20 protein-coding genes and 2 tRNA genes are annotated in these 21937 nt (G+C 63.8%); 9 read left to right on the top strand and 13 right to left on the bottom strand.

Annotated elements, in window-relative coordinates; genetic code table 11:
• The first annotated feature begins 4 nt into the window (after positions 1-4).
• Positions 5-592 (top strand): hypothetical protein, encoded by a 588-nt coding sequence (locus CH302_RS16400; protein ID WP_141216665.1) that lies wholly within the window; start codon positions 5-7, stop codon positions 590-592.
• On the opposite strand, the gene CH302_RS30120 is transcribed toward CH302_RS16400, so the two are convergent.
• The 4 genes from CH302_RS30120 to CH302_RS16380 form a co-directional block, all read right to left on the bottom strand.
• On the bottom strand, positions 556-699 hold the full coding sequence (locus tag CH302_RS30120) for a hypothetical protein (protein ID WP_155292936.1): 144 nt from the start codon (positions 697-699) through the stop codon (positions 556-558). The two genes, CH302_RS16400 and CH302_RS30120, sit on opposite strands and share 37 nt — an antisense overlap.
• A 110-nt stretch (positions 700-809) precedes the next feature.
• On the bottom strand, positions 810-1802 hold the full coding sequence (locus tag CH302_RS16390) for a GGDEF domain-containing protein (RefSeq protein WP_141216664.1): 993 nt from the start codon (positions 1800-1802) through the stop codon (positions 810-812).
• A 276-nt stretch (positions 1803-2078) separates the two neighbouring features.
• Positions 2079-2152 (bottom strand) — tRNA-Ile (locus CH302_RS16385).
• Between the two features lie 69 nt (positions 2153-2221).
• Entirely contained in the window at positions 2222-4357 is a 2136-nt protein-coding gene (locus CH302_RS16380) for a molybdopterin-dependent oxidoreductase (RefSeq protein ID WP_037192996.1), read from the bottom strand.
• A gap of 85 nt (positions 4358-4442) precedes the next feature.
• On the opposite strand from CH302_RS16380, the gene CH302_RS16375 reads away from it, so the two are divergent.
• The 3 genes from CH302_RS16375 (at position 4443) to CH302_RS16365 (ending at position 6441) form a co-directional block, all read left to right on the top strand.
• On the top strand, positions 4443-5246 hold the full coding sequence (locus tag CH302_RS16375; RefSeq protein ID WP_037192994.1) for a serine hydrolase domain-containing protein: 804 nt from the start codon (positions 4443-4445) through the stop codon (positions 5244-5246).
• A 144-nt stretch (positions 5247-5390) separates the two neighbouring features.
• Positions 5391-5903 carry a DUF3145 domain-containing protein gene (locus CH302_RS16370; RefSeq protein ID WP_037192992.1) on the top strand — a complete coding sequence of 171 codons (513 nt, stop codon included), beginning with the start codon at positions 5391-5393 and terminating at the stop codon, positions 5901-5903.
• Between the two features lie 91 nt (positions 5904-5994).
• A complete protein-coding gene (locus CH302_RS16365; RefSeq protein WP_037192990.1) occupies positions 5995-6441 on the top strand; it encodes a cold-shock protein in 447 nt (148 codons plus the stop codon).
• A 206-nt stretch (positions 6442-6647) separates the two neighbouring features.
• Here the strand turns inward: CH302_RS16365 and CH302_RS16360 are convergent, their stop codons facing one another.
• From CH302_RS16360 to aceE, 6 genes are all read right to left on the bottom strand, one after another.
• Entirely contained in the window at positions 6648-8081 is a 1434-nt protein-coding gene (locus CH302_RS16360; protein WP_037192988.1) for an acyl-CoA carboxylase subunit beta, read from the bottom strand.
• Between the two features lie 128 nt (positions 8082-8209).
• Positions 8210-9460 carry a KasA/KasB family beta-ketoacyl-ACP synthase gene (locus tag CH302_RS16355; RefSeq protein ID WP_037192986.1) on the bottom strand — a complete coding sequence of 417 codons (1251 nt, stop codon included), beginning with the start codon at positions 9458-9460 and terminating at the stop codon, positions 8210-8212.
• Positions 9461-9468: 8 nt separating this feature from the next.
• A complete protein-coding gene (gene acpM, locus CH302_RS16350) occupies positions 9469-9813 on the bottom strand; it encodes a meromycolate extension acyl carrier protein AcpM (RefSeq protein ID WP_045199610.1) in 345 nt (114 codons plus the stop codon).
• An 89-nt stretch (positions 9814-9902) separates the two neighbouring features.
• Positions 9903-10811, bottom strand: coding sequence for an ACP S-malonyltransferase (locus CH302_RS16345; protein WP_037192984.1), 909 nt, complete (start codon positions 10809-10811; stop codon positions 9903-9905).
• Positions 10812-10939: 128 nt separating this feature from the next.
• On the bottom strand, positions 10940-12319 hold the full coding sequence (locus CH302_RS16340; protein WP_230596340.1) for a PucR family transcriptional regulator: 1380 nt from the start codon (positions 12317-12319) through the stop codon (positions 10940-10942).
• 87 nt (positions 12320-12406) lie between these two features.
• On the bottom strand, positions 12407-15226 hold the full coding sequence (gene aceE, locus CH302_RS16335; protein WP_037193545.1) for a pyruvate dehydrogenase (acetyl-transferring), homodimeric type: 2820 nt from the start codon (positions 15224-15226) through the stop codon (positions 12407-12409).
• A gap of 258 nt (positions 15227-15484) precedes the next feature.
• Here aceE and CH302_RS16330 point away from each other — a divergent pair, with 258 nt between their 5' ends.
• From CH302_RS16330 to CH302_RS16315, 4 genes are all read left to right on the top strand, one after another.
• Positions 15485-15907, top strand: coding sequence for a DUF3052 domain-containing protein (locus CH302_RS16330; protein ID WP_032379129.1), 423 nt, complete (start codon positions 15485-15487; stop codon positions 15905-15907).
• 31 nt (positions 15908-15938) lie between these two features.
• The gene (locus tag CH302_RS16325; protein WP_032394459.1) at positions 15939-16400 is read left to right on the top strand and encodes a peroxiredoxin; all 462 of its coding nucleotides are present in this window, start codon (positions 15939-15941) and stop codon (positions 16398-16400) included.
• Positions 16401-16487: 87 nt separating this feature from the next.
• Positions 16488-16559 (top strand) — tRNA-Val (locus CH302_RS16320).
• Between the two features lie 265 nt (positions 16560-16824).
• The gene (locus CH302_RS16315; protein WP_176460717.1) at positions 16825-17778 is read left to right on the top strand and encodes a helix-turn-helix domain-containing protein; all 954 of its coding nucleotides are present in this window, start codon (positions 16825-16827) and stop codon (positions 17776-17778) included.
• A 61-nt stretch (positions 17779-17839) separates the two neighbouring features.
• Here the strand turns inward: CH302_RS16315 and CH302_RS16310 are convergent, their stop codons facing one another.
• The 3 genes from CH302_RS16310 to CH302_RS16300 all read right to left on the bottom strand — a co-directional run bounded on the left by CH302_RS16310 (position 17840) and on the right by CH302_RS16300 (position 20695).
• A complete protein-coding gene (locus CH302_RS16310; protein WP_037192979.1) occupies positions 17840-18610 on the bottom strand; it encodes an SDR family NAD(P)-dependent oxidoreductase in 771 nt (256 codons plus the stop codon).
• 26 nt (positions 18611-18636) lie between these two features.
• Positions 18637-19068: a nuclear transport factor 2 family protein gene (locus CH302_RS16305; protein WP_037192977.1), complete on the bottom strand. Its 432-nt coding sequence runs from the start codon at positions 19066-19068 to the stop codon at positions 18637-18639.
• A gap of 235 nt (positions 19069-19303) precedes the next feature.
• Positions 19304-20695 (bottom strand): LLM class flavin-dependent oxidoreductase, encoded by a 1392-nt coding sequence (locus CH302_RS16300; protein ID WP_037192974.1) that lies wholly within the window; start codon positions 20693-20695, stop codon positions 19304-19306.
• Between the two features lie 168 nt (positions 20696-20863).
• On the opposite strand from CH302_RS16300, the gene CH302_RS16295 reads away from it, so the two are divergent.
• Positions 20864-21871, top strand: a complete 1008-nt coding sequence (locus tag CH302_RS16295; RefSeq protein ID WP_037192972.1) for a methionine ABC transporter ATP-binding protein — start codon at positions 20864-20866, stop codon at positions 21869-21871.
• The last annotated feature ends 66 nt before the right edge of the window (positions 21872-21937 follow it).

Here is a 21937-nt window from a genome sequence, read left to right as displayed (position 1 = left end):
CCTCATGGCGGTCGTGTCGGCTCTGGTTCAGGCGCTGACAGTCCTGGGCGATCCCGTACCCACGTCCTCTGTCGGGTTTGCGGCATTGGTTCTGGTTTCTGCTGCCGCGGTGATACTCGCCATGTGGATCACCGCATCGACGGCACTCGACGTGGTGGACGGCAATGCGCGCGGTGCGCTGAGTCGGGCATGGAGACGGCCGCGTGTCCTGATGTGGTGCGTGGCCTTGACCGGGGTGGCCGTTGCGCTGGCACTTCTTTTCCCGCTGCTCCCGGTCATCGTGATTGTGGTTGCGCTGCTGATACTTCCAGGCGTGGCCGACGGGCACCGACATCCGTTCCGCGCAGCGTCGGCTACGGTCCGGCAGTCCCCGGGGCGGTGCGCAGTCGCGGCTGTCGTCACGATTCTGGCCTTCATCCTCGCTTGGGTCGTGGCACTGGTACTGGGTTTCTTCGTCACCGGCGTGGTGGCGGCGTTCCTCACGTGGGTGTGGTTCGGGGCGAATGCTGCTGTGCTGCTGGTGTATTGGTCGCGGTTGTATCGAAGGGCGGTCCGCTACGAAGTGGAGTCCGACGTCGCCGAGCGGAGGTAGCCGTCGGGTGAGACGCCGATGACACGTTCGATCGCCACGTACCCCACGTCGCGGGCGATCTTCGAGATCGGTTCGCTGACCGCCTTGGATCCTTCAGAATCCGACATCCGACGGTGGATCATGTCGAATACACGATCGCTCGACGGGACACTCGAAGGCTGCGTGTCGGTTGCCGCACCTCGGTTCGCGCAGCAACTGAGCTGCCCGATTGCCGAGCTCATCGCTCCCGCACGCGCTGTGCCTTGTTCCGATACATCGCGGTGTCGGCCCGATGAATGAGCGTCGCGGCTGAATCGGTGGGTCGTCGTCTTGCCTCACCGGTGCTTATCGATACACGCTCATGCCCATCGATTCCAAGGGGGTGCGTTGCTGCCTCTGCCGCCGCTGCGATGTAGTCGTGTAGGTATCGCTGTTCGTCGAACTGCCAGACGAAGCCTCGGTCAGTCCACACGGATGGGCGGGAAGCGATCAGGAACTCATCACCCGCATACCGGCAGACGATTCTGTCGTCGTGCGACAGGGCGTGAAGACGGTCGGCGATCGCGGACAGGACTGCGTCTCCGGCGGCATGGCCGTAGCCGTCGTTGACCTGCTTGAAATGATCGACATCGGCAAACATCACCATTACTTCGTCGCCGGCTGCAAGCCAATCGTCGATGACCGAGACTGCAACGTTGCGACGGTAAAGCCCGGTCAGGTCGTCGCGTTCTGCGAGCTCCCGCCACGTTCGTGCCTCACTGACAATAGGATTCGCAAGATCCAGGGCAACGACGATGAGAGGCACGCCGTCGATCACCGCGAGTCCGGTATGCGTCCAGCACGACACCGACACGTCGTCGTCTTGGTGGAGGCGTCGCATCGCGGAGACCGGCGTTTGCGACGATTCCCCTGTTCGAGCGAAGTTGCTCAGTAGATCCTCTGATACGGCCCGGATCGCCGCATGCTCCGTTGGGTGCACGAAGGCAAAGACATCGCGGGTGTCGCTGTATGTGCGGGATAGGTTCGCAGACGTTCGGCACGCGGTGTTGACGGCCAGGATGTGAAAACTGGTGTCGTGAACGAGCGCGGGAAGTGGGATAGCGGCGACGATCTGCTGCGCGGTAGCGATCCGTGGCACACCCTCGCTTCCCCGTGCCTCCACGTTGCCCAGGGTAAACCGACGGGAATTGCTGCGAACAAAAATGCTACCGGTCAGTAAGCAACGCCACACACGGCAAGAACATGCCTCACAAGACGCGGGCTCGTCGGGTGCGCCGAAATACGGTCGACGACGTCACTCCGGAACTTATCCGACCATCCTCGGCTGTCGGGATCGCACCGTGCAGAATCCGCGATCCTGCGCCGACGACAACGTTGCCCAAAAATGGTCTGTTCTTCGACAAGTCGAACCACAGTGGTCAACCGGGAAACCAACGGCGATTCTCGGGCGTCCGAGCTGGTTGCGGCTTCTGAGGCTCGCCGACCTGACAGGCAGGCCAACCGGGTGTGGGGCGGGCGGGGCTCGAACCCGCGACCAATGGATTATGAGTCCACGGCTCTAACCGACTGAGCTACCGCCCCATGCCCGTACCAGGTACGAGCCTGCAGAATCGTACAGAATCACGCCGCCTCGTCGGTGCATCGGGGCAGCTATTTCGCCCGGACCTGCACCGGGACGCCGTTGAGGATCGCGTTCGCCGATACGGCGTCGACGCGGCTCGGGTCGGTGATGTCGTTGACACTGGGGCCGGTCACCGTCGTGGCAACGGACAGCTCCACGCCGGGGCGCTGATGTCCGAACCCATGCGGCATGCTCACCACACCCGGCATCATCTTCTCCGACGCCGCCACCTCGATGTCGACGGTCCCGGCGGCGGAGGTCACCGATACCATCGCCCCGTCCTCGATGCCGCGATGTTCCAGGTCGTCCGGGTGAGCCAGAAGTTGATGTCGCGCTTTGCCTTTGGTGAGCCGGGCGGTGTTGTGCATCCAGGAGTTGTTGCTGCGCAGGTGTCGACGACCTATCAGCAACAGTTCATCGCCGGTCGGAACGGCGCTCGAATGCATCAGGTCTACCAATGCGGGGAGTTCGGTGACAACGATGTCCTGAATCAGCTGTACGCGCTTGTCCCGCGTCTTCAGCTTCTGTGGGAAGCCGGGACGCAGTGGTCCGAGATCGACACCGTGTGGGTTGGCTCGAAGTTTCTTGAGCGACAGTCCTTTTCGTTGACTACGGAGCAGGATGTCCAGGGTGCGGGCGGGGGACAGTCGCAAGCGTGCCTCGCTGATCACGCTCTTCGGAGTCAATCGTGACTTCAGTCGACCGACCGTCGAACCGGCCATCCGGCTCTTGTAGCGGAGCGACAGATCCCGGAAGATCTCCCAATCATGCTTTGCCCCAGCTTTCTTGGGAAGGACGGCCGGCATGTACTTGGCGGTGTTGTGGACCGCGAAGGAGTTGAAGATCAGATCGTAGTGGTCGCGTTCGAGAGACATCGTCGGCGGCAGAATCACGTGTGCGTGACGCGAGGTCTCGTTGATGTAGAAGTCGAACGACACCATGAAATCGAGACCTGCGAACGCATCGTTCAAGGTGGTGCCGCCGGGCATCGATAACACCGGGTTGCCGGACAGGACCGCCATCGCGCGGATCTGATCCTTGCCCTCGGTGGTGATTTCGTCGACGAGCGTCGAACAGGGGTATTCGCCCGCGAACTCGGGCAGGTTGCGAACGCGACTGCGCCACTTGTCGAAATGGCCGCGGCCGACGATGCCCTGCTTGATCAGATCGATCGCGGGGTCGGTCACCATGGCACCGCCGGGTCGATCGAGATTGCCCGTGATGATGTTCAGCACCTGAATCGCCCACTGGCACACGGTGCCGAACTGCTGGGTCGAGACCCCCATTCGGCCGTATGCCACCGCGGACTTCGCCGAGGCGAAATCACGTGCCAGGGTCGAGATCTCCTCCGCAGCGATACCGACGACCGGAGCGACGGATTCCGGTGTGAATTCTGCGACGAGATCCGCGAGCCGATCGGCCCCATCGACATAGTCGGCCACGGTCACGGTGCCGTCGGCGACGATGGTGTGGATCATCGCGAGCAGCAGCAGTGCGTCGGTGCCGGGGCGAACGAACAGGTGTGTGTCCGCGATGTCCGCGGTCTCGGTCCTGCGTGGATCGACGACGACCAGGCGGCCGCCCCGTTTACGCAGTGCCCGCGCTCTCTTGGCGAAATCGGGGACGGTCATCATGCTGCCGTTCGACGCCATCGGGTTGCCGCCGAGGACGAGGAAGAAGTCGGTTCGATCGATGTCCGGGATCGGCAGCAGCAGTTGGTGCCCGTACAGCAGGTGGTCGACGAGCTGATGCGGGAGTTGATCCAACGACGTGGCGGAGTATCGATTACGCGTCCGCAGGAGCGAGGTGAAAGGAATGCCGTGGGTCATGGCACCCATCGAATGCACGTTGGGGTTGCCCTGATAGATGCCGACGGCATTGCGGCCGTGCTTCTTGCGGGTCGAGATCAGACCGTCGATCACGAGGTCGTAGGCCTCGTCCCAGCCGATCTTCTCCCACTTCTCACCCACACGTTTGACCGGTGTGGTGAGTCGGTCCGTATCGGCGTGCAGATCGATCAGCGACAGGGCCTTCGGGCAGATGTGGCCGCGCGAAAGAGGGTCCTTCTCGTCACCGCGGATGGCCGTCACCGCATCGTTCTCCACCGTGAACTCGAGCCCACAGATCGCTTCGCACAGATTGCACGATCCATACACAACCGACATCGCATTCCTCCCACTCATGTGCTGCGAGCGTAGCCCGGCGGGGGACCGGGGCACCGTCATCGACAGACAATTAGGCTCGTCAATCGTGACCACCCTCGATCTCACGTCCTCCTGGCCCGTCGACCATGTCAGTGCAGCAGTCGTCACCGACTCCGGAGTTCGTGAGGAGGTCGGCGATACCGACCGCGTCTACGAGCTGGCCTCGGTCACCAAACTGCTCAGTGCGTACGCCGTTCTGGTCGCCGTCGAGGAAGGCGCAGTGGAGCTCGATCAACCCGCAGGACCGGAAGGGTCGACGGTTCGTCATCTGCTGGCGCACGCGTCGGGGTTGGCATTCGGCGACCGCACAGTCCAGGCACCGGCCGGCACCAAGCGGATCTACTCGAGCGCCGGATTCGAGGTGCTGGCCGAACTGATCGAAACCGAGGCAGGCATCGCCTTCCCCGACTACCTCGACGAGGGCGTATGCCGGCCACTGCAGATGACGAACACCGCACTACCGGGTTCGGCGGGCCACGGTGCCAGCTCCACCCTGGCGGACCTGAAGAAATTTGCAGCGGAGCTGTTGCAGCCCACGCTCCTCGCCTCGCAGACCTTCTCCGCGGCGACAGATGTGCAGTTTCCGGGTCTGAACGGAATCGTGCCCGGGTACGGATCGCACAAGCCCTGCGACTGGGGGCTCGGGTTCGAGCTGCGCGGTGAGAAGACCCCGCACTGGACCGGAAGCACCAACTCGTCGGCCACGTTCGGTCACTTCGGTCAGGCCGGAACGTTCCTGTGGGTGGATCCGTCAGTGCGGACCGCGTGTGTGGTGTTGACCGATCGAGCCTTCGGGGACTGGGCGAAACCGCTGTGGCCGGAGCTGTCCGACGCCGTCCTGGCAGGGTGAACACCGCCCGTTCACAGATTGCACTGGCGCAACAGGGGTAACTCGGGGCACACTAGTACACATACGTGTTGATTCACTGCAGCCAGCCGAAGCATGTCGAGGTCGTTGGGGAAGACGTCCCTCGTCGAAGCTGGAGGTAGTGCAATGCGTGGATCGAATCAGTTCGCAGAAGCGACATCGGGTGTTGTGTACATCCACTCGTCGCCCGCTGCGCTGTGCCCGCACGTCGAATGGGCGTTGACCGACGCCCTCGATTGCCGTGCGAATTTGAAGTGGTCTGCGCAGCCCGCCTCCGACGGGCAGCTGCGTGCCACCACCGACTGGGTGGGCCCGGTCGGTACCGGAGCGAAGCTGGCCGGCATTCTGCGCTCGTGGCAGATGCTGCGGTACGAGGTGACCGAGGATGCCAGCGAAGGCGTCGACGGTGAACGGTTCTCGCACGTGCCAGGGTTGGGCCTGTGGCGCGGAACGACGAGCGCGAACGGGGACGTGGTGCTCGGCGAGATGCGGCTGCGCGCCCTCATGGAGAACAACCAGGGCAACTTCACCGCGGCCGTGGAGCACGCTCTCGGATCGGACTGGGACGCCGCCCTCGAGCCGTACCGCACCGGTGGTGCCGGAGCCGAAGTGACGTGGTTGAGCCGCAACGTCGGCTAGTCGTGGGAGTTGCTGGGGGTTCGGAGCCGCGGTAGTTTCGCGTTCGTGCCTGGGGTAGGCATGTGGGAACGACTGTGGAGTGGTGAGTTCGATGTTGTCGACCGGAAAAGTGATTCGATTCGACGAGTTCAAGGGGTACGGATTCGTAGCGCCGGACGAGGGCGGCGAGGACGTGTTCATTCACGTCAATGATCTGGATTTCGACAAGAGGCTGTTGGCACCGGGGGTTCGCGTCGAATACGTGGCCGTCGACGGCGACCGTGGTCTCAAGGCCACTCAGGTGCAGATCATCGACAGTCCCGCATCGACCGCGCTGGTCACCCGGCGCAAGCCCGACGTGCCGTTCCACGACGTTCCGGTCAGCGAACACCAGCAGCTCGAAGATGTCATCTGCGACGTGCTCTCCGAGGCGGACTTCACTGCCGAAGTGACCGAGGCGCTGCTGACGGCCAACGGAACAGTGACCGCAGCGCAGATCCTCGACATTCGATCAGCGATGCTGCGATTGGCTCACGACCACAAGTGGATCGAGAACTGACCGACGCGTAGCCGCTTCATCCCGCCTTGGAGCCCGTTCGGCTCCGGATGAATGTGGCTTTGTTGTCCACTCAGAGCGCCTGAAAGCCGCATTGAGCCACCGTGAATGGACCATTACATGCGTCTGGGCCCTGCAAGGGTCCATTCACGCGGCCGGGGGAGGACGGGGCTGGGTGCTGAGTCAGGGCCGCAAGCGAAGCCGGACGATCAGAGCGGAATGTTCTTGTGGTTGCCGCGCGCCGCGGGGGCTGCCGCAAGAGCCTTGGCGACCGTGCTGCGGGTCTTGCTCGGCTCGATGACCTCGTCGACGACTCCGATGGCGACGGCACGCTCGACGCCGCCGGCGATGTTCTCGTGCTCGACGGTGAGGCGATCGTGCAGTGCCTCACGCTCCTCCTCTGGAGCGGCCGCGAGGGCCTTCTTGTGCAGGATGCCGACGGCTGCCTTCGCGCCCATCACGGCGACCTCGGAGCCGGGCCAGGCGTACACAGCAGTGGCACCGAGTGCGCGAGCGTTCATGGCAATGTATGCGCCGCCGTAGATCTTGCGCGTCACCAGGGTGACGCGGGGGACCTTGGCTTCGGCGAAAGCATGCAACAGTTTCGCTCCGCGGCGGACGACGCCTTCCCATTCCATGCTGACGCCGGGCAGGTATCCGGGAACGTCGACGACCACGATCAGCGGGATGCCGAATGCGTCGCACAGGCGCACGAAACGGGCTGCCTTCTCGGCACTTTCGGAGTTGAGGCAACCGCCGAGACGAATGGGGTTGTTGGCGATGACGCCGACGGTGCGGCCGCTGATGCGTCCGAGGCCGATGACGATGCTGCGGGCCCAGCCGCCCTGGAACTCCTCGAAGGTCGATTCCCCTTCGACGTTGTCCAGCAACTCGTGGACGATCGGATGGACATCGTATGCGCGACGGTTGGATTCGGGCATCAGAGCCCGAAGGTCGGTGTCTCCGTGCTCGGCGGCCGCGATGTCGAATTCGCCCTGCTCGCAGAACATGGACACCAGACGGCGGGCGCGGGTGAACGCGTCCATCTCGCTGTCGGCGACGATGTGGCACACGCCGGACTTCTTGTGGTGGGTATCGGGGCCGCCGAGCGAGGCCATGTCGACCTGCTCACCGGTGACGCTGCGGACGACGTCGGGACCGGTGACGAACACACGTCCCTCGGGAGCCATGATGACGACGTCGGTCAACGCAGGACCGTAGGCGGCACCGCCGGCTGCGAAGCCGAGGACGACGGAAACTTGGGGGACCAGGCCGGATGCTCGAACCATGGCCTCGAAGACGAGCCCGACGGCATGGAGGGCTTCGACGCCCTCGGCGAGGCGAGCGCCTCCGGAATGCCAGACGCCGACGATCGGAGCGCGCTGCTCGATGGCCGTGTCGATGGCGGCGACGATGTGCTTGCAGCCGTCGACGCCCATGGCACCGCCCATGACGGTGGCGTCGGAGCAATACGCGATGGTGTGGACGCCGTCGATCTCGCCGGATGCTGCGAGGATGCCGGATTTGTCCCGATCGTGCAGCGGCACAGTGGTTCCGGCGTCGAACAGATTCTCGAGGCGGGCGAGTGGATCGCGGGGATCGGTGGACGTACCGGATCGTGTGACAGGGGCCAGAATAGTCATCGCTTGTCCTTCTTCAGGGCCCCTGAGGGGGCGAGGCCCGGACCGGAACCGTTCCCTGGGAACGGCCCCGGTCCGGATCATGCACTGCGAGAGCGAGATTCGCTGAGTCGAGGAGACGACTCAGGCCATCACGCCTTTCCGAAGGCGAGCGCTACGTTGTGCCCACCGAATCCGAACGAGTTGTTGATCGCGTAATCGATCTGTCCGACGCGGGGCTCGCCCTTGACGACGTCGAGATCGATCTGGGGATCCTGATTCTCCAAATTCAGTGTGGGAGGGATGATTCCCTCGCGCACTGCCAGCACCGTCAGTACCGACTCGAGGGCGCCGACGGCACCGATCGAGTGGCCCAGAGCGGATTTCGGTGCGTACACCGCTGCGTGATTTCCGACGGCCTTGTTGATCGCCAGCGCCTCGGCGGTGTCTCCGATGGGAGTTGCCGTTGCATGGGCGTTCACGTGGGTGATGTCGGACTTCTGCAATCCTGCGGTCTCGATCGCACGCTTCATGGCGCGCGCGGCACCTGTGCCCTCCGGGTCGGGAGCCACGAGGTGGAACCCGTCGGAGGTGATTCCGGCACCGAGCAGGCGGGCGTGGATCGTTGCGCCGCGTGCCTTGGCGTGCTCCTCGGTCTCGATGACCATGAGCGCACCCGCTTCACCGAAGACGAAGCCGTCACGATCCTTGTCGAACGGACGTGACGCACCCTTCGGATTGTCGTTGTTGGTGCTCATCGCCCGCATCATGGAGAAGCTGGCGATCGGAACCGCGTCGATGTAACCCTCGACGCCGCCGGTGACGACCATGTCCGCGTCGCCCATCACGATCATCCGCCACGCGTGTGCGATGGCTTCCGATCCCGAGGAGCAGGCAGAGACAGGAGTGATGACACCGGCCTGTGCTTTGAGCTCGAGTCCGACGACCGCTGCGGGGCCGTTCGGCATGACCATCTGAACGGCGAGCGGAGACACCTTGCGGTAGCCGCCGGCCTTCATCTTGTCGTTGGCGTCGATGAGAGAATCGCCGCCACCGAGGCCGGTGCCGATCGACACGCCGAGGCGGAGGGGATCGACGTCGGGAGTCCCGGCGTTCTTCCAGACCTCACGACCGAGCACGGTGGCCAGCTGCTCCACGTAGCTCAGGCGTCGAATCTCGACCCGCGAGAGCAGGGTCTGCGGGTTCACCGCGAGGTGGCCGCCGATCCGCACGGGCAGGTCGTACTCGGCGACGAAATCGTCTTCCAGAGTTGCGATTCCGCTGTCGCCGTTCAGCAGACCCTTCCACGTGGCATCGACGTCACCCGCAAGTGACGTGGTCGCAGCGAGGCTGGTGACGACGACACTGGGGAAGCGTCCGTTGGCGGTGGATGGGTTGGTCATGGGCCGTGTCACTCGCTCGCGGAGTCGTCGAGCTTGGCCTTGATAGCTTCTGCGGCTTCGGGGTTCTCCGCTTCGAGCTTCTGGATGTAGTTGACGGCGTCGCCGACGGTGCGCAGACCTGCGAGGTCCTCGTCGGGGATCTTCACGCCGTACTTGTCCTCGGTCTGCACTGCGATCTCGACCATGGAGAGCGAGTCGATGTCGAGGTCGTCCACGAAGGACTTCTCGATGGTCACCTCGGACGGTTCGATGCCCGTGACCTCCTCGATGATCTCTGCAAGTCCGGCGATGAGGTCTTCCTGGCTGGCCACTGTTGTGGCTCCCTTCTCTTCTGTGTAGAACGCCGAAGTCATGTGCTTCGAGACGCGATTGTGCATTTCTGCCACTCGGGGAGTGGAAGTGTGATCCGCAGTTCTGTGACTGCGGGGTGTGTGGGGTCGAGCTAACCGAGCTCGGCCATTGCGGAAATGTCCGCCGGTGTCTTCAGGCCGAGGTTGGCGACGCCACGCAGTTCGCGTTTGGCGATGCCGACCAGCGCGCCTGCCGGGGGCAGTTCCACAAGTCCGGTGACCTGCGCGGTACGCAGGTAGGCATTGCACAGATCCCATCGCACGGGGCGAGTGACCTGAGCAGCAAGCTTGTTCAGTGCGTCGGCACCCGAGGCCACGGGCTGACCGTCCGAATTGGACAGCAGCGTCCGCGTCGGTTCCGACGGGGTGATGGCGGCAGCGGCTGCGGCGACGGTATCGCCCGCGGACGCCATGTACTTGGTGTGGAACGCGCCTGCGACCGGCAGTGCGCGAACCCGAGCCTTCTCGGGTGCGCTCTCGGCCAACTCGGCAAGCTTGGTGAGCAGTCCGGCCGCAACGATCTGACCGGCAGCGTTGACGTTGGCCGGAGCGAGGTCCAGCTCTTCGAGGCGGGCCAGGACAGCAGCTTCGTCGCCGCCGAGAACGGCGGACATGCCGGTCGGCTCGAGTGCGCATGCCTTGGCCATTGCTGCGCCGCGGACGGCGGCGAGCGACACGGCGTCGTCGGAGGAGATGACGCCTGCGATTGCGGCAGCGGCGAGTTCGCCCACCGAGTGTCCGGCGACGATGGTGTCTTCGGGGAACAGGCCGCGCGAGGCGATCTCTTCGAATGCGAGCAAGGCGGATGCCACGACCAGGGGCTGGGTCACCGCGGTATCGGTGATCTCCTCGGCGGTAGCAGTGGTACCGAGACGGACGAGATCGAGACCGGAGGCCTTCGACCACAACGCGAGTCGGTCTGCTGCACCCGGCAATTCGAGCCAAGGCAGCAGCATGCCGGGAGTCTGGGAGCCCTGACCGGGCGCAAGCAACGCAATCACAGGGTTAAGAGAACACCGTCGGGTGCCGAATGGGTGATGTCGCGCTCGATGAACTCTCGACAAGCAATTTGTGGGAACCCTACAAATTGCCTCGTGGGGAACCGCTATCGCCGGAGGGTGGTTCGGCGTTACGTGACTACTTCTCCGAATGTGACCTGTGTGACATATGGGGCAGGATGGGGCGGTTCGTGATGCGTTCGAGCCAACCTACCTACCGTTGCTGCAACTCTGAGCACGTACGCATCCCGCGGGTGAGTGGGGTCGCGACCGGTGACCTCGGCGATGCGCTTGAGCCGATACCGGACGGTATTTGGATGAACAAACAGCTGCCGTGCGCAGGTTTCTACAGCTCCGCCACAGTCGAGATACGCATCGAGGGTGTCGGCCAATCCCGAACCTGCCGCCGCCAACGGAACGACCACGTGATCGTTCAACGCCGATATCGCTGCACCGTCGTTGAGCAGTGCCCGTTCGGGCAACAGCTCACCGGCGTGCACCGGACGCGGCGCACCCCGCCAGCCGGCCACGGCCTGCATACCCGCGAACGCCTCCACCGCGCTCGAATGCGCCGCCCCGAGAGTCCGAGTGGTCGGGCCGATGACGACGGGTCCGTCCGAGAAGTTCTGCAGCATGTCGTCGATGAAGGCGCGATGGGTGGCAGTGTCGTCGAGTTGACCACTGACCACCATCACCAACCGCGTGCCCTGCACGACGGCCAACGCGGCGCGGCCGTGCTTCTGCGCGACGGCGTGCACGGTTCCGACCACCGACACGCCCCGATCGTCCGGGGGAGTGCCGACCAACACCGTGGCGGGCGCAGTGGCGTCCCAGTTCAACGTGGCGGCGCGCGAGAGCATGTCCGAGCCGGTGTCTCCGCGCACGACGGCGTCGACCACGAGGGCTTCGAGGCGGGTGTCCCAGGCTCCGCGTGATTCGGCGGCGCTGGCGTAGACCGACGCTGCAGCGAAACCGAGCTCGCGTCCGTAGCGCAACACGGCCTCGGTCAGGGCCACCAACTGCTGATCGTTGCGTGCCAGCGCCGGGAGCCATTGCTCGAAGAACTCCATCGCCACCCGGACCATGTCGACGGTCTGGCGCAGAGTGAGGCGTCGGGCAAGGTCTTGCGGAATGACCTGGAAGGCATCGAGCGAGAAGCGAATATCGCTGTTGGGGTTCTTGAGCCACTCGAGGAAGTTGTCGACGGCTGTCTGAATCAACAACTGCACACTTGCGCGTTGGGCGGCGTCGAGATCACCGAAGAACGGCAGTTGGCCCTGCATCGTCGTCACGGCCTCGGTCGAGAGTCGGCCGGAGAACTGTTTGACGCGACGCAGCAGGGCATCGGGCAGGGGATCGCGCTTCTGGCGCGAGGGTGCCAACGAGGCGACCGGAAGGTGCACTTCGTTGTCCGAGGTCAACGATTCGCGCAACGCCTCACGGTAGGCGTCGCGTCGGGACACATCACGTGCGGACGCACTGTCCGGTGAACCGGGTTTCGCATCGGACATAAGGAGAACCTACGCCCGACCCCCGCCCCTATCGCGATGGACGTACTTCGCGACGTGGGACGGGGGTCGGTCGAACAAGGGTGGAACCTACGCGGAACCGGTGTCGGCGAACGACGTCGGCGCAGCGGTGACGTCGTCGATCTTGTACTTCTCCGCGGCCTCGACGGCCTTGGACTTGTCGATCTCACCGGAGTCCGCGAGCGCGGACAGCGTGGCGACGACGATCGACTCGGCGTCGACGTTGAACACCCGTCGCGCGGCCGGACGCGTATCGGAGAATCCGAAGCCGTCGGTGCCGAGGGTGACGTAATCGCCCGGAACCCACTGACGGATCTGGTCCGGAACCGCCCGCATCCAATCCGAGGATGCGACGACCGGACCGTGCGCGTCGGCCAGTGCCGAGGTGACGAACGGAACGCGCTTGTCGGCACCGGGATTGCGCAGAGATTCCTTCTCGGCCTCGACGCCGTCGCGGCGCAGCTCGCCCCACGAGGTCACCGACCACACGGCCGAACGAACGCCCCATTCCTCGAACAGCAGCTCACGGGCCTTGCGGGCCGAGACCATGCCGACGCCGGACGCCAACAGCTGTGCCTCGGGTCCGTCGCCCTCCTGCGGAGCCGCGAACCGGTAGATGCCCTTGAGCAGACCCTCGACGTCGAGGTTCTCCGGCTCGGCCGGCTGTACGTACGGCTCGTTGTAGAGGGTGATGTAGTAGAAGATGTTCTCGCCGCCGAAGCCTTCCACGCCCTCGGTGCCGCCGTACATCCGGCGCAGACCGTCCTTGACGATGTGTGCGATCTCGTACGAGAACGCCGGGTCGTAGGCCACGGCCGCCGGGTTGGTCGACGCCAGCAGCAGCGAGTGACCGTCGGCGTGCTGCAGACCCTCACCGGTCAGGGTGGTGCGGCCGGCGGTGGCACCGAGGACGAATCCGCGAGCCATCTGGTCCGCGGCAGCCCAGAGACCGTCGCCGGTGCGCTGGAATCCGAACATCGAGTAGAAGATGTACAGCGGGATCATGACCTCGCCGTGCGTGGCGTACGAGGTACCGACCGCGGTGAACGACGACGTGGAACCGGCCTCGTTGATGCCCTCGTGCAGGATCTGGCCGACCGAGCTCTCCTTGTAGGCGAGCATCAGCTCCGAGTCCACCGAGGTGTAGAGCTGGCCGTTGCGGTTGTAGATCTTGAGCGACGGGAACCACGAGTCCATACCGAACGTGCGGGCCTCATCGGGGATGATCGGCACGATTCGGTGGCCGATCTCCTTGTCGCGCAACAGCTCCTTCATGACGCGCACGAGTGCCATGGTGGTGGCGACTTCCTGCTTGCCGGAACCCTTGCGGAGCGTCTTGTACGTGTCGTCGCCGGGCTGTGGCAGCGGCTTGACGTCCACTCGCCGCTCCGGAACGAATCCGCCGAGCTTGTTACGACGATCGAGCATGTACTGGATCTCGGGAGCGTCCGCACCGGGGTGGTAGTACGGCGGCATGTACGGATCCTTCTCGAGCTCCTCGTCGGAGATCGGGATGTGCTGGAGATCGCGGAACGTCTTGAGATCGTCGAGCGTCAGCTTCTTCATCTGGTGCGTGGCGTTACGGCCCTCGAAGTGCTTGCCGAGGGTGTAGCCCTTGATGGTGTGCGCCAAGATGACCGTCGGCTGGCCCTTGTGCGACATCGCGGCCGCGTAGGCAGCGTGCACCTTGCGGTAGTCGTGGCCGCCGCGCTTGAGGTTCCAGATCTCGTCGTCCGAGAGATCCTTGACGAGCTCCTTGGTGCGCGGATCGCGGCCGAAGAAGTGATCGCGGACGTAGCTGCCGTCGTTGGCCTTGTAGGTCTGGAAGTCGCCGTCGGGCGTGGTGTTCATGAGGTTCACCAGCGCGCCGTCGCGGTCCTTGTGCAGCAGCGAGTCCCACTCGCGGCCCCAGACGACCTTGATGACGTTCCAGCCGGCTCCGCGGAAGAACGACTCCAGTTCTTGGATGATCTTGCCGTTACCGCGCACCGGGCCGTCGAGACGCTGCAGGTTGCAGTTGACGACGAAGGTGAGGTTGTCGAGGCCCTCGGTGGCGGCCACGTGCGCGAGTCCACGCGATTCCGGCTCGTCCATCTCGCCGTCGCCGAGGTACGCCCACACGTGCTGATCGGAGGTGTCCTTGATGCCGCGATCGTTGAGGTAATGGTTGAAGCGCGCCTGGTAGATGGCGTTCATCGGGCCGAGACCCATCGACACCGTCGGGAACTCCCAGAAGTCCTGCATCAGACGCGGGTGCGGGTACGACGGCAGTCCGCCGCCCTCGTTCACGTGGCTGGCTTCCTGGCGGAAGCCGTCCATGCGCTCGGCCGGGATGCGACCTTCGAGGAAGGCGCGGGCGTAGATACCGGGGGAGGCGTGGCCCTGGATGAAGATGTGGTCGCCGCCGCCCGGGTGGTCCTTGCCACGGAAGAAGTGGTTGAAGCCGACCTCGTACAGAGCAGCCGACGAGGCGTACGTGGAGATGTGGCCACCGACGCCGACGCCGGGACGCTGCGCGCGGTGCACCATGATCGCGGCGTTCCAACGAATCCAGGCACGGTAGCGACGTTCCATCGACTCGTCGCCGGGGAACCACGGCTCGTTCTCGGTGGGAATGGTGTTGACGTAATCCGTCGACGTCAGCGACGGCAGCGCCACGCGGCGCTCACCGGCGCGCTCGAGCAACCTGAGCATCAGGTAGCGAGCGCGGTTGGGACCGGACCTCTCCAGCAAGCCGTCGAACGACTCGATCCATTCGTTGGTCTCGTCGTTGTCGATATCGGGCAGGTACGACGCGACACCCTCGCGGATGACGCGGACCCGGCCGTCCGAGCCCTTCTTGCCTGCAGACGATGTGTTCTGCCGTTCGCCGCTGTTCACTTCGGACAACGTGTGCACTCCTCAATGTGGCGGACGCTCGGTGTGGCGCCCGGTCCCGGTAGACCCGCCCCTGTGACGGCGGTCTACTTTCCTCGTTCTCGTGATTCCTCCCCAATCCTGCCGCATCTCGTCGGTTCTGGTAGTACAGAGGTCCAATACCCACCAGTAGAAATTTATGTACTCAATTTCGGCGCGGTCAGCTTGCGCGAACGGCTTCAACACTGTTCGCTTTGACTACTGCACCCACAATTCAAGGAGGTCACCACCGTGGTCGCCGCGGCGGACGCTCAGAACTACGCTCAGAAACTTGGCATCACTCGCGACATGGTCGTACAGGAGCTGGGCTGGGACGAGGACACCGACGATGATCTGCGCGCCGACGTAGAAGATGCGATCGGTGGCGAGACCCTCGACGAGGATTCCGACGAGGTGATCGACGTTGTACTGCTGTGGTGGCGCGACGGAGACGGTGACCTGGTCGATGCACTCATGGATGCCATCGGTCCGCTCTCGGACGACGGCATCGTGTGGGTCCTCAGCCCCAAGACCGGCATGTCCGGTCACGTCGAACCCAGTGAGATTGCCGAGTCCGCCCCGACCGCAGGATTGACGCAGACCTCTGCGGCAAACCTCGGTGACTGGATCGGAAGTCGATTGGTTCAGCCCAAAACCCCTGCCACCAAGCGGTAGGCCGATTCTCGACACAGGAAGACGGTTCTAGATGCCGATCGAGGTTGGCGCGGTTGCGCCCGACTTCACCCTCAAAGACCAGAACAACCAGCTGGTCACGTTGTCGTCGTACAGGAACGTGAAAAACGTTCTGCTCGTGTTCTATCCACTGGCCTTCACCGGCACGTGCCAGGGCGAGCTGTGCAAAGTGCGCGACGAGTTACCGACCTTCGAGAACGACGAGACTGCCATCCTGGCAATCTCGGTCGGTCCGCCTCCGACCCACAAGATCTGGGCTGCAGAACAGGGTTACACCTTTCCGCTGCTGTCGGACTTCTGGCCGCACGGCGAGGTTGCTCAGGCGTACGGCGTGTTCAACGACAGCGCCGGGTTCGCCAATCGTGGAACGTTCGTGGTCGACAAATCCGGAATCATCCGGTTCGCCGAAATGAACGGACCCGGCGAGGCTCGCGACAGTTCATCGTGGGCCGAGGCTCTCGCACAAGTGAGCTGACCTGCGGAATTGTAGTTAGAGATCAGACACGATAAATTTCTCCAAGCGTTCCGGTGGCCCGGGGTTGTCCCTAGGCCACCGGTACTCGGGCGTATAGCTCAGCGGTAGAGCTCTGGTTTTACACACCAGCGGTCGGGGGTTCGAACCCCTCTGCGCCCACCCTCGATCGAATTGCCACAGGTGTCGTCGTCCCTGATTCGGCCCGCCGGTCATCATCGGTCACAGTCGACCTCGTCCGTATCTGCCCGTCCATGCTCACGGCGCTTCACATCCGGTTCGTCGGCTGCGTGAGGTGACGGTTACGCGTCGACTCCTCACGTGCAACGGCTCGGAAACGACTGCCCAGCATCATCGGTGGGACGAGCGCGAACTTCGATACGGGCGAGGCTTGACCATGGAGCATTGGACGACGGAAGACCTGCCGGTGACCGACCAATTCGGCTACTGGCGCGACGCGATCTGCGACGCGTTCACACCGTTGTTCCCCCGCCGCCCGGCCGCAGACCCGACAGCCTCGTCGACACCCGGCGCGATGAGCGGGTGGGTTCGCGCTGCACCGGTTGGATCCATTCGGCTTGCGGAAATCGCGTCGGAGCCTCAACTCCACATTCACGGGCGTTCAGAGGTAGCGAGAACCACGGAGGACGTGACGTTCGTGAATCTGGTCTTGGAGGGCACCTGTGTCGGGAGTCAGGCAGGCCGGACGTGTGTCGTGAACGCAGGCGATTTCGCGTTGTTCGATGCCACTCGACCGTTCGGACTCGATTACCGGAGCAGGTGGAGAGTGCTGTCGATGAAGGTCCCCAACGGCATGTTGAAACCGTTGATCACGGACTCGAACGGGAGAACCGCAGTATCTTTCTCGCCGGCCAATGCGTCCGCGCACGTAGCCGGCGCCGCGATGACTGCGGTGTGGCAGCGCGCCGATCGAATGGGGCGCGCGGATGTCCTTGCCACCAATTCGGCACTGCTCACTCTCATCGCATCAGCGGCCGGATCGAGCAGAGAAGAAGGGGCCGTCGACGGCCGGAGCATCCGAGCCGAGACGAGAGCCGCCATCAACACCTATGTGGCAGAACAGATTCGATTTGGATCGGTGCCTGCCGAGCACACCGCGCGGCGCTTTTCCATCTCCGTACGCAAGCTCCACCAGCTGTACGAGGAGACCGACCTCTCGTATGCCCGAACTGTCATGAAGTCGCGAGTCGAGGCGTGCGCCGCAGATCTCGACTCGGCGACCCGGCCGACGTCGATGTCCACCCTCGCAGCTCGGTGGGGTTTCGCGGACCTGTCGCATCTCAATCGTGTCTTCAGAACGCACAAAGGCTGTCTGCCTTCGGAATACCTCGGTCGACGAGCTGCGTCTCCGTCGTCATGACACCGACGGACGTGCTCACCGCCCGGTGCACTGTCTGCTTCGGGGCGGTGAGCGCCGACGATCACATTCCGGTCATGCCGCCGTCCGCGGTGAAGATGCTTCCGGTGACGTAGGACGCCTTGTCCGAGGCCAGGAAGAGCACGACATTTGCGATCTCCTCGGGCTCGGCGTACCGCTTGATCGCGGTGCTGTCGGCGAACTGAGACTTCGCTGCCTCGGGGTTGTCGGCCGACAGGCCGTTTTCGATTCCGCGCATCATGCGAGTGTTCACCGGACCGGGACACACTGCGTTCACTCGAACACCGCTGTCTGCTGCTTCCAACGCAGCCACGCGCGTCAGGCCGATCACAGCGTGCTTCGAGGCGGTGTACACACCGAGGGCGGGAAAGCCGATCAACCCGGCCATCGACGACGTGTTGACGATGGCACCCGACTTCTGTGTGATCATCGTCGACAGAACGTGTTTGATGCCGAAGAACGATCCCTTGACGTTCACGTCGAGGATCGTGTCCACGGTCTCGGCGTCGGTATCGACCAGGGCTCCGGTCTTACCTTCCACGCCCGCATTGTTGAAGAAGACGTCGATCCTGCCGAACCGCGTTGTGGCACCGGCGACGTATCCCTCGACCTCACTTTCGCTCCTGACATCGGCTGCGACGAGTAGCAGTCGGTTCTCGGGGAGGCCCAGATCGGCGGCGATCTTCTCGAGCGCCGACAGTGACAGATCCACCAACACCAACGTCGCACCTTGTTCGGCGAACGCCTTTGTCGCAGCGTGGCCGATGCCGCCGGCTGCACCGGTGATCAGAACTACCTTGTCTTCGAAATCCATGATTGCCTTCTTCGTTTCGCGAGTGGTCAGACGGGTTCGGTGACGGCGGTGAAGTCAGCGATCTTGGTGTGCGCGGTGACGTCCCTGCGCGAGTACTTCCACCCGCTGTTCGTCTTTTCGAGCGCGTCGTTGTACTCGCAGATGGTCCCTTCGGTACGTCCGTCTTTCGCCGAGAAGAAGAGGAGATAGCACTTCTGAGTGGCTTCGTTGCCGCTCACCGTGATGATCTCGTTGGTCGTGAGGTGGTGCATTCGCCCGAACGCCTCGGTGACGATGGGCATGAAGCGAACCAGTTCCTCTGTGCCAGTCGGGGTCTGGCCCGGAAGGAGGGCGTTGAAGACGCCCGTGGACGTGAAACAGTCGGCCCAGGCAGGACCGTCGGTTTCGTCCACCGCGAAGTTGTAACGAGCGTTGAGTTCTTGGATGGCGTGTACGTCTTCCACCGGTGAGTCGGTCATGGCGCTCCTGTCGAAATGGCTGAGCCGCCGATGTACAGCGGCACTGATACTCGGAGGGCGACAGTGACCTCGCGAGGTACCCCACGGACGAGAGTCGTTCTCGGTCGAGTGGGGCGACAGAATTCATCCAAGCGCGAGACGGTTCGGCTGCATCGAACCAGCGTGCACATGTTCTGGTACGGATGCGCACACATGACGGAGTCAGAGGGTATTCAGGGCCGCGTCCGATCGGGGGTCACGCCTGCGTGCGATGGCTCTCGACCTCCCGAACGATCTGCTGTGCCCGGTGTTCCTCGGGCAGTCGATCGCCCTTGCCGAAGAGCTTGTGGCGCAATGTGCCCGGCGTGTATTCGGTGCGATAGACGCCGCGGCGCTGCAATTCGGGTACGACGTAGTGCACGACGTCCTCGAAGGTTCCCGGTGTGATGGCGTAGGCGAGATTGAAGCCGTCCACGTCGGTCTCGTCCACCCACTCCTGCAACTGATCCGCGACCTCGCCGGGGGAGCCGACGATGCGCGGACCGGCACCTCCGATACCGCCCCACTCGGCGATGTCGCGGACCGTCCACTCTTTGCCATCGGCTCCAATGGACTGGAACGACGCAACAAACGACTGAATGGCATTGCTCTCGACGTTGCCGAGCGGCTCGTCCAGTGCATACCGCGACAGGTCGACGCCCATCCAGCCCGACATGAACACCAACGCACCCTCCGCGCTGGCATACGACCGATACTCGTCGTGCTTGGCGTGAGCGAGTTCTGATGTCTCATCGGTGACGATGGTGAGCAGCTGATAGATACGCGCGGAATACGGATCACGGCCGGCATCGCGCAACGCTCGACGGATACTCGAAACCGTCTGCGCCAGAATCTCCTTGGTGGGCGCGCCGACGAAGATCGCCTCCGCATTCTGCGCGGCGAACCGCACCCCACGCGGCGATGCGCCGGCCTGAAAGATCACCGGCGTCCGCTGCGGCGACGGCTCCGCCAGATGGATTCCGGGCACCGTGAAGTGCTTGCCGCGGTGATCGATTCGATGCACCTTGGCGGGGTCGGTGAACACGCCGGTTTCGCGATCGCGGACCACCGCGTCGTCGTCCCACGACGCCTCCCACAACTTGTACAGCACCTCGAGATATTCGTCGGCATGGTCGTAACGATCGTCGTGCTTCAGCTGATCGTCGTGGCCCATGTTCTGCGCCGCCGACGGCAGATACCCGGTCACGACGTTCCATCCGATCCGGCCGTTCGTCAGATGATCGAGTGTGGAAAGTCTGCGCGCGAACGGATACGGGTGCTCGAAGCCGGTACCCGCAGTGATGCCGAAGCCCAGATGCTCGGTGACGGCAGCCTGCGCACTGACGAGCAGGAGTGGGTCCGACACCGGTATCTGCGCACCGTGCCGGATGGCGGCGTCGTGATTGCCGCCGTACACGTCGTAGGTGCCGAGGACGTCGGCGACGAACAATCCGTCGAACAGGCCTCGTTCCAACAACTTAGCCAGGTCGGTCCAATAGCCGAGTTCCTTGTATCGCCACGACTGATCGAGCGGATGACGCCACAGACCGGGGGACTGATGCGCGACGCAATTCATGTCGAAGGCATTGAAACGAATCTCGCGTGACACGGGGTAACTCCTTCGGCGGGACGACCTGTCTGGATTCGACAGCGGTGCGACGCTACCGACGACCCAGGCCGGTGGGAACAGTTCGGATCGTGATGAGTCGATAGCTGGTCATCGAGCCGCCGACACCTCAGTGTTGCGCCGTCACATCACTGAAAAGAGCGTCGGAGCATGATCGAAATAGCGCAGTTGACCAAGACCTACGGGACGGGGAAGAACACAACCGTCGTACTCGACCGGCTGGATTTCTCGGTTCGGTCCGGCGAGATTCTCGCCGTGGTCGGCCCCAGTGGTGCCGGCAAGAGCACGCTGGCCCAATGCATCAACTTGCTCGCCCGGCCCACCTCGGGCTCGGTAATCGTCAACGGGGACGACCTGACGGCGTTGAATGCCAAGCAACTTCGGGTGGCGCGGCGGCGCATCGGTACCGTGTTTCAGTCTTCGAGTCTGCTCTCGCGTCGAACCGTGGCGGAGAACGTCGCCTTGCCATTGGACTTCCTCGGGGCCACGAAAGCCGAGACGGCCAGGAGAGTGGGTGAGCTTCTCGACCGAGTCGGTTTGTCCGACAAAGCCGCTCGCTATCCCTTTCAACTCTCGGGCGGACAGCGTCAACGAGTGGGAATTGCGCGAGCGTTGGCGCTTCGACCGTCGGTGCTGCTCTCCGACGAGGCCACCTCCGGCTTGGATCCGCAGACCACCGAATCGGTGGTCGAGTTGCTGCGAGAACTGCGCCAGGACCTCGACCTTGCCATCGTGTTCATCACCCATGAAATGGATACCGTTCTGCGAGCCGCGGATTCGGTAGCTCGACTCGATCACGGACGTATCGTCGAATCCGGGAACCTCGTCGATCTGCTGACCGACCACACGTCGGCGCTCGGTTACGAGCTGCGCCCCAGGCGTGAGGACGCACAGGCCGCGGCCGGCGACGTGCAATGGAACGTTACCTATGACTCGCCCGAGGTTCCGCAGGACTGGATCGGCCGGTTGGGCCAGGACCTGGGCTCACCGGTCGCGCTACTCGGGGCATCGGTCCAGGTTGTCGCCGGAGTAGCTGTCGGCAGCGCGTCACTCGGCATCGGTGCCCACCTGAGTGCACGCGTTCCCGGTGCACTGGAAGCGCTGGGGTTGTCCGGTTCGCCGCTCACCGAGCAGCCCATCCTCGAGGCCGCGTCGTGATCGCAATTGTGGCCGCAGGCAACAAGGTTCCGGTCGATGAACTGCCCGCACTGCTGTTGCCCGCAT

The organism is Rhodococcus sp. 15-2388-1-1a (assembly GCF_002259145.1).
GTDB lineage: Bacteria > Actinomycetota > Actinomycetes > Mycobacteriales > Mycobacteriaceae > Rhodococcoides.
This window is presented reverse-complemented; position numbering and strand designations above follow the sequence as displayed.